Below are 16774 nucleotides of genomic sequence, written 5' to 3' on the forward strand. Positions count from 1 at the left end.
TTAGTAATGAAGCACGATTTTGATAAATGGAAAAAGATCCGGTTCACAGCTTTGCTGGGGCTACTGCTCGCCAATCCGTTGCAAGCACAGGATCTGATTGAACAAGGTGCAGAGGTGGAGCTGCTGAGCGACGCCTTCACCTTCACTGAAGGCCCAATCGCTGATGCCAACGGGAATGTTTACTTTTCGGACATTCCAGCCAACCGGATTCATGTCTGGACACTGGAAGGAGAGCTTGAGACGTTTCGTGAAAACAGCAATAGCGCCAATGGACTTTTCTTTGATCAGGATTGGCGATTGCATGCCGCCGAAGGCGGTGGACGCATTACCCGAATGAATGACATGGCTGAAGTCACTGTCCTGAGCGACAGCTATGACGGCGCACCATACAATAGCCCCAATGATCTCTGGATCGACGGGGAGGGCGGCATTTATTTCAGCGACCCGCGCTATGGCAATGAAAGCAATTTGCCACAACCGGGTTACTACGTTTACTACCTGGCGCCCGGTGCTGAACAGGCCCAACTGATTATCACGGACCTGGAACGGCCCAACGGTATCATTGGCACGCGGGATGGCGACACACTATATGTAGCCGACCACGGTGGCAACAGGACCTACGCCTATGACATTAATGCTCCTGGCGAATTGGGTGACCGGCGCGTCATTGCCAACCAGGGCTCAGATGGCGTAACACTCGATGAAAACGGAAATCTGTACTTGACCGAAGGGCGCAACATTAATATCTACAGTTCACTGGGTCAGCCGTTGCAGTCACTGACATTCCCCATGGCACCTGCCAACATGACGTTTGGCGGACCCAACCGGGATATCCTGTTTGTCACGGCCCGCAGCCATCTTTATGCATTGGAGATGAACGTTCGGGGCATGTACTGAATCGTATTGCACAGTCTTAACATGTAGCGTCCTTTGTCTGTTGCGTCTTTTGTACTCCTGTACAGAACCCGCAACCGAAACCAAAAAAAGCAGGCCACTGATTCAGGGCCTGCTTTTTTATGAGACGCGCCAGCACGGGTCTGTTAAACAGACAGGGTCAGGAAGCTCAGTTTCGAATCAGATAATCAAAGGCACTCAGCGCAGCCCTTGAACCTTCGCCCATCGCGATGACAATCTGCTTGTACGGAACAGTTGTCACATCACCGGCGGCAAACACGCCAGAGATACTGGTCTGGCCGCGATTATCAATCTCGATTTCCCCAAACTTGCTCACCTCCAGCGTATCTTTGATCCATTCACTGTTGGGCAACAAACCAATCTGGACAAACACACCTTCCAGATCAACGGTCTTGCTTTCATCCGTGACGCGGTCCTTGTAAATCAGGCCATTCACTTTTTTGCCATCCCCCAGCACCTCTGTGGTTTGTGCGCTGGTGATCACATCCACGTTAGCCAGGCTGCGCAGTTTGCGCTGCAATACTTCGTCGGCTTTCAATGTATCAGCAAATTCCAGCACAGTGACATGTGCCACAAGACCGGCCAGATCTATCGCCGCTTCTATACCGGAATTACCACCACCGACGACGGCAACACGCTTACCTTTAAAAAGCGGGCCATCACAGTGCGGGCAGTATGCAACACCCTTATTGCGGTACTCCTGTTCACCCGGAACCCCCAGCTCTCGCCAGCGGGCGCCAGTACTCACAATCAAGGACCTGGTTTTCAGTGAGGCACCATTAGCAAATTTCACTTCATGCAGACCACCCTGTTCAGCTGCAGGAATCAGCTTTTCGGCACGCTGAAGGTTCATGATATCCACATCGTACTGCTTCACATGTTCTTCCAGCTCACGTGCCAGCTTGGGGCCTTCCGTTTCCTGAACAGAAATGAAATTTTCAATAGCCATGGTATCAAGCACCTGGCCACCGAAGCGCTCAGCTGCAACGCCAGTACGGATACCTTTTCTGGCGGCATAAATCGCTGCAGCGGCGCCAGCAGGCCCGCCACCAACGACGAGAACATCATACGCCTCTTTCTCGCTCATTTTCTCAGCTTCACGCTCAGCAGCACCCGTGTCAATTTTCGCCAGAATTTCTTCCACGCCAACCCGGCCTTGTTCAAATGGCTCACCATTCAGATAAACACTTGGCACCGACATGATTTCTCGTGACTCTACTTCATCCTGGAACAGCGCACCGTCAATCGCAACGTGTTGGATATTCGGATTCAACACCGCCATGGTATTCAGTGCCTGTACCACATCCGGGCAGTTCTGGCAGGACAGGGAGAAATAGGTTTCAAAGTGATACTCACCCTCAATGCTCTCAATCTGCGCTTTTGTCTCATCGCTGATTTTTGGCGGATGGCCGCCGGTCTGCAGCAAAGCCAGAATCAGAGAAGTAAACTCATGCCCCATCGGGATGCCAGCGAACGTCAGGTGCATGTCGGCATCCGGGCGTTCAAGCCGGAAAGAAGGGCGGCGCTCATCAATACCGTCTTCGCTCAGGGTAATATGCTCACTGAGTGAAGCAATATCCTGGAGCAGTGAGCGGAGTTCATCTGACTTGGCACCATCATCCAATGAGGCGACAATCGTAAATGGTCGACTGACTTTCTCCAGGTAGGCCTGTAACTGCGTTTTCATGCTAGCGTCTAACATTTCCATTTATCCTCAAATCGGTCAATTCTGGTGCCATTTCGCAAATTTCGGGCGTAAAAAAGCCCGGACGAATAAAATCGCCCGGGCTTGATCGGGCTGGTTTAGCCTCTGACTGGGAAAACAGTCAGAATTAGATTTTGCCAACCAGGTCCAGAGAAGGTGCCAGTGTTTCTTCACCTTCTTTCCATTTAGCCGGGCAAACCTCATTTGGGTTCTTGGCAACGTACTGAGCCGCTTTCACTTTTCTCAGCAATTCGTCAGCATCACGACCGATGTTGCCGGCAGTGATTTCAACAACCTGGATTTTGCCGTCGGGATCAACAACAAAAGTACCGCGCTCAGCCAGGCCACTGTCTTCAATCATGACATCAAAACCACGGCTGATCACACCAGTCGGGTCGCCTACCATTGGGTAGTTGATCTTTTTGATTGTCTCTGAGGCATCGTGCCAGGCTTTGTGCGTGAAATGAGTGTCTGTAGAAACGCTGTAAACTTCTACGCCCATTTTCTGGAATTCTGCATAGTTATCAGCCAGGTCACCCAGCTCCGTTGGGCAGATGAACGTGAAATCGGCTGGATAGAAGAATACGACTGACCACTTGCCTTTCAGGTCTGCATCGCTGACTTCAACGAATTCACCATTATGGAAAGCTGTGGCTTTAAAAGGTTTTACTTCCGAATTGATCAATGACACGTAATTACTCCTTTCAGTTTCCGTGTTTGCAAAATGGCTGTCTCATAGAACGATGCAAAGCATAACGCCTGTTCGCGCTTTGGTAAAATGAAATATTTATTGGCTATCGATAGATATTATAAATGACAGCCTAGGTAACCAGCAGCTAGAGTTCAAATAGAGGCAGACAATTAACCATGCATTATACGGAGACTTTGTGACAGCCGATAGCAAGCTGATGGCAATTAGACCTCTCTTGCTAGAAAAAAAGCGTCACGCTGATGTACACCAGGAATATCGCTGCTGCGATGCACACAGTGACTTTTAGAGGTTCAGACTGGAAACGTTGCCACTGGGTCTCCGCTTCACCAGATTCTTTGGCTTGCTGATACTCGGCCCGGACACGGATTTGACGCTCATGCTGGTAGGCTTGCAGCAAGGCATTGGCTTTCGCAAAGTCGTCATCATGATGCAGCCACAATCCAGGCATGGAAATACCCCAGTTACCGGGTTTTGTTTCATAAAAATCCACTTCGTTCTCGATCAGAAGCTGGCGCACGTCCTCAGCTTCATCGTCTGGGACATTACGTAACCTGAAAAGCAATCTGGCCATCAGAGAAGAGGCTCCGGTACATGATGAAAGGAATAGGCAGTATATGTGTTCTGCTATTTCAGCGGTTGATACTATATCCAACAAAGCGTTAGCAAAAGAGCACAACCAAGTGAAAAAGGAGTGAACTATGTTCGTACATGGAAGATCCACTTGCAAACGGGCATTTTCATTGCTCGCAGCGCTGGCAATGATAGCCAGCCCGGCACTGGCACAAGACTCGTCTGCCCAAACTTCCGTTTGGGTCATCAGCCAGGGTGATGAAAAGGTTTACCTGGGAGGCACGATCCACTTGCTGAGAAACAGTGACTATCCACTCCCAGCGCCATTTGAAGAAGCTTATGATAGGGCAGACGAACTGTACTTTGAAACTGACCTGGGCACGATCAACTCTCCTGCTTTCCAGCAACAGGTCATGGCGCAATTGACTTATCAGGACGGCCGAAGCCTGAGCACGGTACTCAGCACAGAAGCGTATACGGCACTGCAGTCCTACGTGAATAACAGCGGACTGCCGATTCCAATGCCCATGCTGGAGTCGTTCAAACCCGGACTGCTGATCAGCACACTTTCTGTTCTGGAGATGCAAAAACTGGGGTTCACGCCTCAAGGTGTGGACGCTTATTTCTATACCCGGGCTGTTGGCGATGGCAAGACTCGGGGAGAACTCGAAAGTATTGAAGAACAGCTAACCATGCTCTCACGCATGGGGGAAGGCTATGAAAGTGATTATGTGCTGTATTCCCTGGCTGATTTTGAGCAACTTGGCAGCGAACTTGAAAATATAGTCACGCATTGGCGTAATGGTAATACCGACTCACTAAGCAATGACTTTATTGGTCCGATGCGGGAGCAGTCAGAGGTGCTCTACCAGGAACTGCTGGTAGATCGTAATCTAAACTGGATCCCGCAAATAGAAAGGATGTTCGAGGACGAGAATACGGAACTCGTTCTGGTTGGCGTTGCCCACATGCTGGGAGACGACGGCTTGCTGGAGGCGCTCAGGACCAGAGGCTTTGAGGTCACTCACTTCAATACGAGTGCTCGGGGTGCAGCCGAAACTGGTCACTGATCTTAGCAGCGCGTTAACGACAAATGGCTTAACTCATTGTCTCAATTAGCTGTTTTATGGCTCAGGATGATCTGACGCGGACCGCGGGTATGCGTTTGCCCGCTAGTGCCAGTGGGGATCTGCTGAACCTCACCACCTGATTTCAGGAAGGCCGCAATCTGGCGCTCTAGTTGGTCGCGATCGCAAACTGGCTGTTCTTTTTTACTTTTGCTGGACATGATGTTGGGAACCTTGAATTTCGTCGTAAAAAACCAGTGATTATACACTAAATGACGCTTTTTTGTCAGCTGAATAAGTACTCACCACAAGGTCTCTTTTTTACTGCTGCCAATCTGCTAGAATCGAGCATTCCTGTGGAGAGAGACCAGTATGACCGACGAAAGCAAATCAAAAACGAAAACGGCAGCGAGCAAAGCCAAGTCAGCGGCGACTAAAGCAGCGACCACCAAGAAAACGACTGGCACAACCAAGCGCGCTTCCACAACGACCAAAACAGCCGCTAACACAGCGTCCAAATCAACAGCTGCGAAGAAAACTTCGGCAGCAAAGAAACCAGCGGCGGCTAAAGCGCCCGCGAAAAAGACTGCCGCCAGTAAATCTGCGACAACTGCTAAAAAACCAGCGGCAGGCAAAGCGACAGCAAGTAAAGCGGCCACTGCGGCTACCAGCAAAACCGGCAAGAAGCCGGCAGCCAAAACGACCGCAAAGACGCCGGCCAAAAAGCCCGCTACCAAGGCCCGAAGCACAACAGCCAAAAGTGCTGCCGCAAACAAAAGTACGGCTGCCAAGAAGACGCCAGCCAATAAAACGACTGCCTCTAAAGCGGCCCCCAAAAAATCAGCGGCTAAAACAACGTCAGCAGCTCCCAAAGCGCCAGCGGTTGCCAAAAAGAGCACTCCAAGAAAAGCCCCGGCAAAGAAAGCCGCAACTAAAAACAAACAGCCGGAACTGGCACTGCAGGAGCCTGCTGCCAGCAGCGCTGTTGCTCCCGAGAAGACAGTGAGCGGTGCCAGTGTTAGCTACAGTCACGTACAAGAGCCACCGGAACACCTGACCAAGCGAGTCGCCAAAGACCACGTTGTCGCTTTCCATTATGCGCTGCGTGAAGTTCGCCCTGACGGCACTGTGTCTCACTGGCTGGAAAGCTCTTTTGGTCGCCAGCCTTTGCTGTACCTGCACGGCCATAACAATGTGGTTCCGGGCCTTGAAGCAGGCCTGGACGGCAAAAAAGCCGGTGACCAATTAAGTGTAACGCTTTCTCCCGAGCAAGCTTACGGGCTCCGTACTTCCAATGAAGTATTACGCGTCCCGATCAAGCATCTGGCCCAGGCGCCAGCAGCAAAACACCTCAAACCCGGTGTCATCGTAGGCGTAAAGACCAACAAAGGTGTTCGCAACATGCTGGTACTCAAAGCCGGCAAGTTTAATGTAGATGTGGACACCAACCACCCGTATGCTGGTAGAACACTGGAGTACCAAATCGAGATACTGGGTGTTCGTACCGCAACGGAGAGAGAAGTTTCACAACGCAGACCTGGCGCACGTTAAACCAGACCGGCAATCGCTGGACTCAGAACAACGCTGTACCCATGATGAAGTAAAGACAACAACTAATAAGAAGGGGTAGTCGATCATGAGCATTGAAAACAAAGAACGCAGACAGGTACTTAAAGGCCTTGGCGCCGGATTGCTGGCCGCTACCGCTGGTGTGCCATTTTTTGCCATGGCACAGAATGAAACCCTGGTCCGTTTTCTGGACATGCCTGAAGACTATGACGTGCCCCCGGTCGAGCCGGGCAGTACACACATCATCAACACGCGTGAAATCACCAACTTCTACAGCCGCGATTTCTATGTGGTTCAGCACTACGGACAGCCGGATGTGCCGGTCGAACAGTACAAACTGGAATTGACCGGACTGGTCAACCGGCCACTGAGCTTCACACTGGATGAACTCAAGGCAATGCCATCTCGCGAGATCGACGCAGGCTTTGAATGCGGCGGCAACGGCGGCAGAATGTTTCAAGGCCTGGTTGGCAATGCTCGCTGGCGTGGTGTCAGCCTTAGAGAGGTGCTCAATCAGGCCGGTATTCAGGATCTGGGCCGTGAAGTTGTCTTCTTTGGCGCTGACCAGGGGACTGAAGAAATCCGCGGACGCCAGGTCGAACAGTCCTTTGCCCGCAGCCTGTCCGTCGAAGATGCCATGAGCGATGACAATCTGATTGTCTACGAGATGAATGGCATGCCTTTGGAGCCGCACCACGGTTATCCGGTGCGCATGCTGATTCCTGGTTTCTATGGCGTCGCCAACGTTAAATGGCTGACGCAAATTCATGTTCAGGACACCCGTTACATGGGTCGCTTCATGGGTCGCGACTACGTCACGTTGAAACATGAGAATGTGGGCGGAGAAGATCGCTGGATGGAAACATCCGTGGCCCGCATGAACCTGAAATCGGCCATTGTACGGGTCACGCGTCGCAACAATATCCATCGCATCAGCGGCTTTGCTCTCAACGACGGCACTCCCATTCGCAGCATTGAAGTGAAAATTGATGATGGTCCCTGGATGGAGGCGATGATTGATCCCCAGGCTTCGCAATATTCCTGGAAACCTTTCCACTACGAATGGCGCAACGCTTCACCTGGTGAGCACACTATCGTATCCCGGGTGACTGATATTAACGGCCGCGTGCAACTACCCCAGGAGCAACTGCCTGAACGTGTCAGTTACTGGGAAGAGTTTGGCCAGTTCCCACGCCGTGTTCTGATCGAGGGCTAAAGAGATGAAAACCTTTCTGGTATTGACCCTGATTGGCGAGGATAAGCCGGGGCTAGTGGAATCCCTGGCACAAATCGTCAGTGATAATCACGGCAACTGGCTGGAAAGTGACATGTCCCGCCTGGCGGGGCAGTTTGCCGGCATATTGCGTATCAGCGTAGATGAAGCCAGTGTCGATGCCCTGGTATCGGCGCTGGAGGCATTGACGCCAAAAATGCAGCTGGTCGTGGTGCGTAGTTCGCATCAGGAAGAAGAGGGTAGCGATGCTCAACGTCGGGGCGTTCAGCTAAGCCTGGTCGCCAATGACCGGCCCGGTATCATTCGTGATATCTCTCGGGTATTGGCACAACTCCAGGTCAATGTCGATGACCTGGAAACCGTCTGTCGTTCTGCCCCCATGGCCTCTGGCACGTTATTTCATGCCAGGGCCTTGCTGCATTTACCCGCAGCCCTATCTATTGATGACTTGCGGGAGGCACTGGAGCAAATCGCTGACGACCTGATTGTGGAATTGCACAGCGACGACGAGCCAGGCGCTTAATTGCGACTTCAGGACACGGCGCGCAAACTGATGACAGCCCAGCCCTGTTTCTCTGCATGCGCTCTGAGTTTGTCATCCGGATCCACCGCAACGGCTTCAGTGGTAGCCTCCAACAGAGGAATATCATTGAAAGAATCACTATAAAAGATGCTGTCAGCCAGGCTCAGGCCATCATCGCGCTGCTTCAGCCACTCTTGCAACTTCGTGATTTTTCCGTCCTGAAAGCTGGGAATTCCACTGATTTTTCCGGTATATACACCATTATCTTCTTCCAGATCAGTGGCGATCAGGTCATCGACCGCCAGACGCGCGGCGATCGGCTCGGTGATAAACCGATTGGTGGCGGTAATGATAAGGCAGAAGTCTCCACGGGCTTTATGAGCAACCAGCAGTCGCTCCGCCTGAGGCAGAATCATGGGCTCCACGATTGTCTGCATAAAACGATCATGCAGTGTATCGCGTTCAGTTTTGGGCATGCCGGCAAGAATGGCGACAACAAACTCCAGGTATTCCGTCATATCCAGCGTACCTGCCTTGTACTGCTCATAGAAGGCATCATTTCGCTGCCGATGCTGCTCGGCGTCGACCAGACCTTCGTTGATCAGGAACTCACCCCAGCCGTGATCACTGTCTCCACCCAATAGTGTATTGTCCAGATCAAAGATGGCGAGACGTGTCATGTTGTGCTTCCTTTCTGAAAGTTCCGATCCATCGTCTGTGGATGAATGGTTTGTGTGCATGTTGGCAAAAGGCATTATAACCTGAGAGTGGCGCTTTTTTGCTGACCATTTTTGTGAAACAATGCAGTGTTGGCGTATTAGTGCATTAAGCCAGACTATCAAATAGTGAATAAGCCGCAGGCGGCGCGAACAAAGCCCGTCAAGCGCAAGAAAAGCATTTAAGCAGGACTCCTTTCGGAATGATTGACGCAAATGGCTTCCGGCCCAATGTCGGCATCATCATCTGTAACACCCAAGGGCAGGTGTTATGGGCCAAGCGCATCGGTCAGGATGCCTGGCAGTTCCCCCAGGGCGGTATCCGCCAGGGCGAACGCTTACAGCAAGCCATGTACCGCGAACTGAAAGAAGAAGTCGGCCTCGATGCCAGTGATGTTGAGATTCTGGCAAGCACCCGGGACTGGCTGTACTACCAGCTCCCCAAGCACTATATCCGCCAGAACAGCAACCCGGTCTGTATCGGCCAGAAACAAAAATGGTTTCTGCTGCGTTTATGCGGGGACGAATCACGCATCAAGCTGAGCTGTCCGGAAATGACGCCCGAGTTTGATGACTGGCAATGGGTCAGCTTCTGGTACCCGCTCAGCCAGGTGATTGACTTTAAGAAGGACGTTTATCGCCAGGCCATGCGACAGCTGATCAAGCCGCTGAACCGCTATATCAAATCGAACCAGTAAACCACGCGGTTACCGCGACTAACGACGAATTTGCCTATGCTCGACAGGTTACGTGACATTGTCCAGGAGGTTAACGCCGCCAGGGATCTGCAAACGGCACTCAGAGTGATCGTAACGCGGGTCCGTGAGGCTATGAACACTCAGGTCTGCTCCGTTTACCTGCTCGATAACGACATCAACTGCCACGTACTGATGGCATCAGAAGGCCTGCGCCAGGAGTCTGTCGGGCATGTCAGCCTGCAGCTGGATGAAGGCCTGGTCGGCCTGGTGGCTCGACACGCCGAACCGGTCAATCTGGAAGAAGCGCAATCCCACCCTGCCTACCATTACCTGTCTGAAACCGGTGAAGAAGAGTTTTGCTCTTTCCTCGGCGTACCGATTATTCACCATCGCAAGGTGCTGGGCGTGCTGGTTGTACAGCACAAAGAAAAGCGCAGTTTTGACAATGGTGAAGAAGCCTTCCTGATCACACTGTCGGCACAACTGGCCGGCGTGATTGCCGCCGCAGAAGCATCCGGCGCCATTCAGGGTGTCAGCCCCTCCGGTCAACGCCGTGCTGATACCAGCTTTGCCGGTATTTCCGGCGCCACCGGTGTAGCCATTGGCCAGGCGGTAGTGGTGTTCCCGCACGCCGACCTGAACCTGGTACCAACAAGAACAGTGACCGATATCAATGCGGAATTGCATGATTTTGCCCGGGCACTGAACCAGGTACGCACCGATATCCGGCAATTAAGCGCCACCATCGGAGATCAGATCCGCCCCGAGGAAAAAGACCTGTTTGAGGTCTACCTGCGCATGCTTGACGATGACGCACTGGGCCGTGAGGTCTCCGAACTGATCCAGCAGGGTAATTGGGCCCAGGGCGCGCTCGCAGAAGTTGCCCTGGATCACGTCAAAGCATTCGAGCAAATGAAAGACCCTTATCTGCGCGAGCGAGCCACTGACATCAAGGATCTCTGCTCAAGGGTACTATCCTGCCTGCAGGAATCAGACAACGACAAGCCGCGTGAATACCCGGATGAAACTGTTCTGGTAGGCGAAGAACTGGCGCCGTCCATGTTGATGGAAGTTCCGCGCGAAAAACTGGTCGGCCTGATTTCCGTGAAAGGCTCGGGCAATTCGCACGTCGCGATTCTGGCCCGGACCATGGGCATTCCCACCGTCATGGGTGCGCTCGATCTGCCATACCGTCGTCTGGACGGCCGCCAGGTCATCGTCGACGGCTATAGTGGCACGGTATACGGCAACCCTTCTGAACAAATGCGAACGCGTTACCTTGATGTCATCAAGGAAGAGGAAGAGCTGGTCCGCGGCCTGGAGGGCATTATTAATCAGCCCTGCGTCACCCTGGACGGCCATCAGGTCAGCCTGTGGGTTAACACGGGTCTGATGTCGGACGTTGTCCGGTCACTGGATCACGGCGCCGAGGGCATTGGCCTGTTCCGCACAGAAGTCCCCTTCCTGTTGGCAGAGCGCTTTCCCAGTGAGCAGGAACAAGCCGCTATCTATCGGGAACAGCTACAGGCGTTTGCCCCAAAAAAAGTCACCATGCGCACCCTGGATATCGGTGGCGACAAGGCTTTGCCCTATTTCCCGATTGAAGAAGCTAACCCCTTCCTGGGCTGGCGGGGCATACGTGTCACACTGGATCACCCCGAGATTTTTATCGCCCAGGCCCGAGCCATGATCCGGGCCAGCGAAGGGCTGGACAACCTGCAAATCATGCTGCCCATGGTCTCCAATCTGCAGGAAGTCACAGGTTCGATTCAAATTATCAAACGCGCCCTGCGAGAGCTTCAGGAAGAAGGGCTGGATGTCTCCATGCCGCCCATTGGCGTCATGATTGAGCTGCCCGCCGCAGTCTACCTGACCCGCGCCATGTGCCAGATGGTCGACTTCGTATCCGTCGGCAGCAACGACCTGACCCAGTATATGCTGGCGGTTGATCGCAACAACCCGCGGGTAGCGGACCTGTATACCTCATTTCACCCGGCAGTACTGCATGCACTGAAGCATGTCGTCGATGCCGCCCATGCCGAAGGCAAGCCGGTCAGCATTTGTGGCGAGATGGCTGGTGATCCGGCCTCAGCATTGTTACTCGTCGCAATGGGGTTCGATATCCTGTCGATGAATGCATCTACATTACTGAAAGTGAAAGCCGTTATCCGGTCAGTCACTCTCGCCGATGCGCAAACGTTACTCAAAGATGTCATGAACCTGTCAGATCCGCAAAGTATACGTGCCAGCATTGATATGGCGCTTTATAACGCCGGCGTTGAGCGACTTCTGCGCTCCTCCCGAACAAGTTAAACACTCCGAAACTGATCCGGCTGAAAGGATGCTCCCCGCATGTTGACTTACCCGCAGATTGATCCCGTCGCCTTTTCCCTGGGCCCATTACAGGTGCACTGGTACGGCATCATGTATGTTATTGCCTTCAGCGCTGCCTGGCTGCTGGCCAAATACCGGGCCAAAACCCCTATGTGGGAAGGACAGTGGAGCGACGCCCAGCTTTCGGACCTGGTGTTTTATGGTGCCATGGGTGCGGTGCTGGGCGGACGAATGGGATCGGTATTTTTCTACAATTTTGACCGTTTCCTGGAGGATCCACTCTGGCTGCTTCGCGTATGGGAAGGCGGTATGTCGTTTCACGGCGGCTTCCTCGGCGTCATGCTGGCCTTCTATGTATTTGCCCGGGTTCACAAGAAGACCTGGTTCCAGGTGCTGGATTTCATCGCGCCACTGGCACCGGTCGGCCTCGGCTTTGGGCGCTTAGGTAACTTTATCGGCGGTGAATTATGGGGCCGTCCGACCGATGTGGCCTGGGGCATGGTCTTCCCACACGTGGATGAACTGCCTCGTCACGCTTCACAACTATATCAGGCCGCCCTGGAGGGCGTTGTGCTGTTTGCCCTGGTGTGGTGGTTTACATCCAGACCCCGGCCTCGCTATGCCGCTTCCGGTTTGTTCAGCCTGGGTTACGGCCTGCAACGCTTCTTTGTTGAGTTTTTCCGCGAACCGGATTCCTGGATCGGATTTGTCGCACTGGAGTGGCTGACGATGGGACAAGTGTTATCATTGCCCATGATTTTTGTGGGTATCGCACTGCTGGTTATTGCCTATCGCAAGCCCAAGTACGATACCAACTACGGCTACAACCACGGCAAAGACAAGGCATAGCGGGATATTATTGTATGAAACAGTACCAGGACTTGCTGCAGCGCATTTTGCGTGAAGGCGAAGAAAAGAGTGATCGCACCGGTACCGGCACCTTATCCGTGTTCGGCCATCAGATGCGCTTCAATCTGCAGGATGGTTTTCCGGTACTGACCACAAAAAAACTGCACTTGCGCTCCATCATTCATGAGTTGCTCTGGTTCCTCAGCGGTGACACCAATATTCGTTACCTGAAAGAGAACGGCGTTTCCATCTGGGATGACTGGGCCGACGAGAATGGCGACCTTGGTCCAGTCTATGGTTTCCAGTGGCGCAGCTGGCCGGGCAAAGACGGCCAGTCTGTCGATCAGATCAGTAAAGTCGTCGAACAGATCAGGAACAACCCCGATTCACGCCGACACATGGTGGTTGCCTACAATCCGGCCTACGTGGATGAAATGGCGCTGCCCCCTTGTCATTCCCTGTTTCAGTTTTACGTTGCCAATGGCAAGCTGTCCTGCCAACTCTACCAGCGCTCCGCCGATACCTTCCTGGGCGTTCCGTTTAACATCGCCTCCTATGCCCTGTTAACGCACATGATCGCCCAGCAATGTGATCTGGATGTCGGAGATTTTATCTGGACCGGTGGCGATACTCACCTGTACAGCAATCACCTGGAACAGGCCAACCTGCAACTGACGCGTGAACCGTTGCCACTGCCTACGCTGAATATCAAGCGCAAACCTGACAGCATCTTTGATTACGTTTTTGAAGACTTCGAGCTGGTTGGCTACGAATCGCACCCTCACATCAAAGCCCCCGTCGCCGTCTGAATAACAGGCGGCGCTCTGGCATAACGCATAACGCATAACGCATAACGCATAACGCATAACGCATAACGCATAACGCATAACGCGCACAGGATAGATTAATGGCGTCAGACGCAACAAATAAAGACAATGCCCCGGAAGAAGAAGTGATCGACGGCTTTGATGGCGAGATAGAAGACGAACCGCCAATGCGACTGGCGTTGATCTGGGCACAGTCGCAGAACCGGGTTATCGGTCGCAATAACGCACTGCCATGGTACCTGCCTGAAGACCTGCGTTATTTCAAACAGATCACGATGGGCAAACCCATCATTATGGGCCGAAAAACCTACGAGTCGATCGGGCGTCCCTTGCCGGGCAGAACCAATATCGTGGTATCCCGCAACACTGAGCTGCAAATCGAAGGCGTCAGAGTCGTACCCTCGCTGGAAGCCGCCATCGATCTCGCGGAAAAGGTCTGCCTGATAGAAGGCTGCGAAGAGGCCATCGTCATGGGCGGTTCGCAAATTTACGAGCTGGCGCTGCCCCATGCTGACCGACTCTACATGACCCAGGTTCACGCCGACGTCAATGGCGACGCCTATTTCCCTGATTTTGCGCTGGAGAGCTGGAAAGAACTGGGGCGTGAAGATTTCAGTTCATCCGAAACAAACCCTTATGATTACAGTTTTGTCGTACTGGAGCGCCGACCGCTTCACTGACAGGATGCATAACACCGAGAGACTATATATTTTGTTCGATGCTGTTTGGAGTAAGCTATGCTGATTAAAACACCCCTGAGACATGTTGCAATAATTGCCACCCTGGTGATGGGAGCTTCATCAAGCATGGCGCAGACTCCCGCCGAGCAGAACAGCGTCGTGCCTTTCTGGAATGCCTGGGTGAATAATGAAGACCTCACCGAGCAGATGATGGTACAAATGCTGACCATGGCGCGCATCGAAGTGGATGCCGTCAATGTTTATGCGGATTACTGTGAAGCGCTGGGGCACTGGGACATGTCCCAACAAAACGATGTTCGCGGCAAACTCAGTCAGTACGACACGGCAGCCGCACAATTCCTGGCACAATATAACCCGGAAGAGTTAAACGACCTGCTCGGCGATGCACAAGGTTTTAATGTAGCGCGTGACATGGTGGCTAACATAACTGAACAGTTCTCCACCGATAGCGAAGCTGATGAGCAGTCAGCGGCCTTTTGCCAAAGCGTCAGCCAGGGCATCGCAGAGATGCCCCAGCCGAATCAGATCGAACGCAGCAAAGAAGATTTCCAGTAACGTCCTTGTTGTCGGCTATCTTCTTAACCCAGCTTCTTTTAATACAATTCTTTTTAGCCCAGTTCCTTGGCCAGCTTGTCGTCAATCTCATTGGCACGAATGGCCGCTGGGCGTTGCTCCATTTTTTTCAGGTACGTCTTGAATACGTCCCGTTCCGGAATGGTTTTTTGCAGCAGTCCCCAATGCAGATAACTGGCCAGCAGCAGGTCTGCGGCCGTGAATCGATCTCCGCACAGATAAGGCTTATCTTGCAGCGCCTTTTCCAGCGTATCGACCGTATCATCCATCATGCCACAACCAACCGCCATGGCGTTCTCCTGATCGATGTTCCAGTGATATGCGCGGGCCGTTGATGCCATTTCCATGGGGCCGGCAATAAAGAACAGCCAACGCAGATAGCTACCGCGCTCCGGATCATCCAGCGCCGGTGCCAGGTTTTTCTCTGGATATTTATCAGCCAGGTAAGTACAGATAGCCGCTACCTCGGTTACGACCACGCCATCATCATCAATCGCGGGAACCTTTCCCATCGGGTTAACGGCCAGGTATTCTGCCGACTTGATTGTTGTTCCGTACTGCATGACGCGTGCTACGTAGGGCACCTCCAGTTCTTCCAGCAACCAGCGAACGGTTCTGCCTCGCGAATAGGGGTGTGTGTAGAAAATCAGTTGACTCATGTGCCTGTCTCCTTGTCAGTTGTGATTGGACAAACAGGAGATTACGATCATAATAGGACAGAAACCGCCCTAGTATTGTGAAAGAATATTTCAAACAGCAGAAATCACACTAAACGTCCCATAATTTTTTGAGCCAGAATAACAGAAGGTCGTCTCATGTCAGGACCTACTACCCGTGTACTCGCTCTGCTGGAGCTGCTCCAGGCCAACACCATGCTAAGCGGGCACGAGATTGCAGAGCGACTGCATGTCGACCGGCGCACGGTCCGACGCTATATCACGGTACTGGAAACCTTAGGGGTACCCGTGATGACAGAGCAGGGACGGTATGGCGGTTACAGCCTGATACCCGGTTACAAACTACCACCGCTGATGTTTAACGATGAGGAAACCCTGGCCATAGTGCTCGGGTTACTGGCCGCCAGACAATTGGGACTGGATGATGCGGCTCCGGCCATTAGCAGCGTGGAAGCCAAACTGGAGCGCGTCATGCCAGAAGGGCTGAAACGCCGGGTACGTAGCATCAGCGAGACGACTCGCATCGTCCTGCCGCAAAGCCAGGCCCGCTATGATGACAAAAGCCTGCTGCTGCTGACCAACGGTGTGCAACAGGAACGCCGGGTCTCACTGGTGTACCAGGCACCTGATCGTGAGCCGCTCCCCAGAGAAATTGATCCCTATGGACTGGTCTTCAGAAGAGGGCGCTGGTACATCGGTGGCTACTGCCATTTACGCAAAGCATTACGCACCTTTCGACTCGATCGAATCAGCAAGGTCACACTTTGCCCGGAAGTCTTTACCCGCCCGCGTGATTTTGATGCCGCCAAGCACCTCACCGACAGTCTCAACAATCTGCCGGGCAACTCAGCCGTCTCCGTTCTGATTCATTGTCATCCTGAGGAAGTGGTCGATTTCCTGGGGTTTCACCCCTGCTCAGTAGATATGTTTCGTGAGGTGGAAAACGGCTTGCTGATGGAAACCCAAACCGACAGCATCGACTGGTTTGCCCGCTGGCTGGCGATGATGCCAGTGGATTTTACCGTGTTGGCGCCGCAGTCATTGAAAGATGCATTGCGCAAGCAGGCCAATCGGCTCCATCGCATCGCCGATCAATAAACCAAA

At 52.9% G+C, this 16774-nt stretch carries 19 protein-coding genes; 12 read left to right on the forward strand and 7 right to left on the reverse strand.

Annotated features, from left to right (window positions below):
• Positions 1-6 precede the first annotated feature (6 nt).
• On the forward strand, positions 7-897 hold the full coding sequence (locus PSCS_RS02180) for an SMP-30/gluconolactonase/LRE family protein (protein WP_068810146.1): 891 nt from the start codon (positions 7-9) through the stop codon (positions 895-897).
• Between the two features lie 166 nt (positions 898-1063).
• On the opposite strand, the gene ahpF is transcribed toward PSCS_RS02180, so the two are convergent.
• The 3 genes from ahpF to PSCS_RS02195 all read right to left on the reverse strand — a co-directional run bounded on the left by ahpF (position 1064) and on the right by PSCS_RS02195 (position 3903).
• Positions 1064-2617 carry an alkyl hydroperoxide reductase subunit F gene (gene ahpF / locus PSCS_RS02185; protein WP_068810147.1) on the reverse strand — a complete coding sequence of 518 codons (1554 nt, stop codon included), beginning with the start codon at positions 2615-2617 and terminating at the stop codon, positions 1064-1066.
• Between the two features lie 130 nt (positions 2618-2747).
• Positions 2748-3311: an alkyl hydroperoxide reductase subunit C gene (gene ahpC, locus PSCS_RS02190; RefSeq protein WP_068810148.1), complete on the reverse strand. Its 564-nt coding sequence runs from the start codon at positions 3309-3311 to the stop codon at positions 2748-2750.
• Positions 3312-3549: 238 nt separating this feature from the next.
• A complete protein-coding gene (locus PSCS_RS02195; protein ID WP_068810149.1) occupies positions 3550-3903 on the reverse strand; it encodes a DUF6164 family protein in 354 nt (117 codons plus the stop codon).
• Between the two features lie 127 nt (positions 3904-4030).
• On the opposite strand from PSCS_RS02195, the gene PSCS_RS02200 reads away from it, so the two are divergent.
• On the forward strand, positions 4031-4972 hold the full coding sequence (locus PSCS_RS02200; RefSeq protein WP_068810150.1) for a TraB/GumN family protein: 942 nt from the start codon (positions 4031-4033) through the stop codon (positions 4970-4972).
• 41 nt (positions 4973-5013) lie between these two features.
• Here the strand turns inward: PSCS_RS02200 and PSCS_RS15955 are convergent, their stop codons facing one another.
• Positions 5014-5190, reverse strand: coding sequence for a hypothetical protein (locus tag PSCS_RS15955; RefSeq protein WP_188619150.1), 177 nt, complete (start codon positions 5188-5190; stop codon positions 5014-5016).
• A 117-nt stretch (positions 5191-5307) separates the two neighbouring features.
• Positions 5308-5910 (reverse strand): hypothetical protein, encoded by a 603-nt coding sequence (locus PSCS_RS15440; protein WP_188619151.1) that lies wholly within the window; start codon positions 5908-5910, stop codon positions 5308-5310.
• Positions 5911-5971: 61 nt separating this feature from the next.
• Here PSCS_RS15440 and PSCS_RS02210 point away from each other — a divergent pair, with 61 nt between their 5' ends.
• From PSCS_RS02210 to PSCS_RS02220, 3 genes are all read left to right on the forward strand, one after another.
• Complete coding sequence (locus PSCS_RS02210; RefSeq protein WP_229694674.1) at positions 5972-6520, forward strand: FKBP-type peptidyl-prolyl cis-trans isomerase; 549 nt, start codon at positions 5972-5974, stop codon at positions 6518-6520.
• A gap of 85 nt (positions 6521-6605) precedes the next feature.
• Positions 6606-7754 (forward strand): sulfite oxidase, encoded by a 1149-nt coding sequence (locus PSCS_RS02215; protein ID WP_082866399.1) that lies wholly within the window; start codon positions 6606-6608, stop codon positions 7752-7754.
• Between the two features lie 4 nt (positions 7755-7758).
• Positions 7759-8295, forward strand: coding sequence for a glycine cleavage system protein R (locus PSCS_RS02220; protein WP_068810152.1), 537 nt, complete (start codon positions 7759-7761; stop codon positions 8293-8295).
• Positions 8296-8303: 8 nt separating this feature from the next.
• On the opposite strand, the gene PSCS_RS02225 is transcribed toward PSCS_RS02220, so the two are convergent.
• On the reverse strand, positions 8304-8975 hold the full coding sequence (locus PSCS_RS02225; RefSeq protein ID WP_068810153.1) for a histidinol-phosphatase: 672 nt from the start codon (positions 8973-8975) through the stop codon (positions 8304-8306).
• 239 nt (positions 8976-9214) lie between these two features.
• Here PSCS_RS02225 and rppH point away from each other — a divergent pair, with 239 nt between their 5' ends.
• The 6 genes from rppH to PSCS_RS02255 all read left to right on the forward strand — a co-directional run bounded on the left by rppH (position 9215) and on the right by PSCS_RS02255 (position 14975).
• Positions 9215-9709 carry an RNA pyrophosphohydrolase gene (gene rppH, locus PSCS_RS02230; protein ID WP_068810154.1) on the forward strand — a complete coding sequence of 165 codons (495 nt, stop codon included), beginning with the start codon at positions 9215-9217 and terminating at the stop codon, positions 9707-9709.
• A gap of 36 nt (positions 9710-9745) precedes the next feature.
• Positions 9746-12022, forward strand: coding sequence for a phosphoenolpyruvate--protein phosphotransferase (ptsP, locus tag PSCS_RS02235; RefSeq protein WP_068810155.1), 2277 nt, complete (start codon positions 9746-9748; stop codon positions 12020-12022).
• Positions 12023-12061: 39 nt separating this feature from the next.
• Positions 12062-12892: a prolipoprotein diacylglyceryl transferase gene (lgt, locus tag PSCS_RS02240; protein ID WP_068810156.1), complete on the forward strand. Its 831-nt coding sequence runs from the start codon at positions 12062-12064 to the stop codon at positions 12890-12892.
• A 14-nt stretch (positions 12893-12906) separates the two neighbouring features.
• Positions 12907-13701, forward strand: coding sequence for a thymidylate synthase (thyA, locus tag PSCS_RS02245; RefSeq protein ID WP_068810157.1), 795 nt, complete (start codon positions 12907-12909; stop codon positions 13699-13701).
• Between the two features lie 185 nt (positions 13702-13886).
• On the forward strand, positions 13887-14399 hold the full coding sequence (locus tag PSCS_RS02250) for a dihydrofolate reductase (protein WP_068810212.1): 513 nt from the start codon (positions 13887-13889) through the stop codon (positions 14397-14399).
• A gap of 57 nt (positions 14400-14456) precedes the next feature.
• Complete coding sequence (locus PSCS_RS02255; protein ID WP_068810158.1) at positions 14457-14975, forward strand: hypothetical protein; 519 nt, start codon at positions 14457-14459, stop codon at positions 14973-14975.
• Positions 14976-15028: 53 nt separating this feature from the next.
• Here the strand turns inward: PSCS_RS02255 and PSCS_RS02260 are convergent, their stop codons facing one another.
• Complete coding sequence (locus tag PSCS_RS02260) at positions 15029-15652, reverse strand: glutathione S-transferase family protein (RefSeq protein ID WP_068810159.1); 624 nt, start codon at positions 15650-15652, stop codon at positions 15029-15031.
• A 156-nt stretch (positions 15653-15808) separates the two neighbouring features.
• On the opposite strand from PSCS_RS02260, the gene PSCS_RS02265 reads away from it, so the two are divergent.
• Positions 15809-16768: a helix-turn-helix transcriptional regulator gene (locus PSCS_RS02265; protein ID WP_068810160.1), complete on the forward strand. Its 960-nt coding sequence runs from the start codon at positions 15809-15811 to the stop codon at positions 16766-16768.
• Positions 16769-16774: the final 6 nt, after the last annotated feature.

Origin of the sequence: Pseudohongiella nitratireducens (genome assembly GCF_001642735.1) — a bacterium.
GTDB classification, from domain to species: Bacteria; Pseudomonadota; Gammaproteobacteria; order Pseudomonadales; family Pseudohongiellaceae; genus Pseudohongiella; species Pseudohongiella nitratireducens.

Excerpts from the sequence above, each read along its gene's own strand:
- PSCS_RS02215 (WP_082866399.1), top strand. The coding sequence starts at position 6,606 with ATGAGCATTGAAAACAAAGAACGCAGACAGGTACTTAAAGGCCTTGGC.
- PSCS_RS02220 (WP_068810152.1), top strand. The coding sequence starts at position 7,759 with ATGAAAACCTTTCTGGTATTGACCCTGATTGGCGAGGATAAGCCGGGG.
- PSCS_RS02250 (WP_068810212.1), top strand. The coding sequence starts at position 13,887 with ATGCGACTGGCGTTGATCTGGGCACAGTCGCAGAACCGGGTTATCGGT.
- PSCS_RS02265 (WP_068810160.1), top strand. The coding sequence starts at position 15,809 with ATGTCAGGACCTACTACCCGTGTACTCGCTCTGCTGGAGCTGCTCCAG.
- PSCS_RS02225 (WP_068810153.1), bottom strand. The coding sequence starts at position 8,975 with ATGACACGTCTCGCCATCTTTGATCTGGACAATACACTATTGGGTGGA.
- PSCS_RS02200 (WP_068810150.1), top strand. The coding sequence starts at position 4,031 with ATGTTCGTACATGGAAGATCCACTTGCAAACGGGCATTTTCATTGCTC.
- PSCS_RS02195 (WP_068810149.1), bottom strand. The coding sequence starts at position 3,903 with ATGGCCAGATTGCTTTTCAGGTTACGTAATGTCCCAGACGATGAAGCT.
- lgt (WP_068810156.1), top strand. The coding sequence starts at position 12,062 with ATGTTGACTTACCCGCAGATTGATCCCGTCGCCTTTTCCCTGGGCCCA.
- ahpF (WP_068810147.1), bottom strand. The coding sequence starts at position 2,617 with ATGTTAGACGCTAGCATGAAAACGCAGTTACAGGCCTACCTGGAGAAA.
- ptsP (WP_068810155.1), top strand. The coding sequence starts at position 9,746 with ATGCTCGACAGGTTACGTGACATTGTCCAGGAGGTTAACGCCGCCAGG.
- thyA (WP_068810157.1), top strand. The coding sequence starts at position 12,907 with ATGAAACAGTACCAGGACTTGCTGCAGCGCATTTTGCGTGAAGGCGAA.
- PSCS_RS15955 (WP_188619150.1), bottom strand. The coding sequence starts at position 5,190 with ATGTCCAGCAAAAGTAAAAAAGAACAGCCAGTTTGCGATCGCGACCAA.
- rppH (WP_068810154.1), top strand. The coding sequence starts at position 9,215 with ATGATTGACGCAAATGGCTTCCGGCCCAATGTCGGCATCATCATCTGT.
- PSCS_RS02255 (WP_068810158.1), top strand. The coding sequence starts at position 14,457 with ATGCTGATTAAAACACCCCTGAGACATGTTGCAATAATTGCCACCCTG.
- PSCS_RS02180 (WP_068810146.1), top strand. The coding sequence starts at position 7 with ATGAAGCACGATTTTGATAAATGGAAAAAGATCCGGTTCACAGCTTTG.
- PSCS_RS02260 (WP_068810159.1), bottom strand. The coding sequence starts at position 15,652 with ATGAGTCAACTGATTTTCTACACACACCCCTATTCGCGAGGCAGAACC.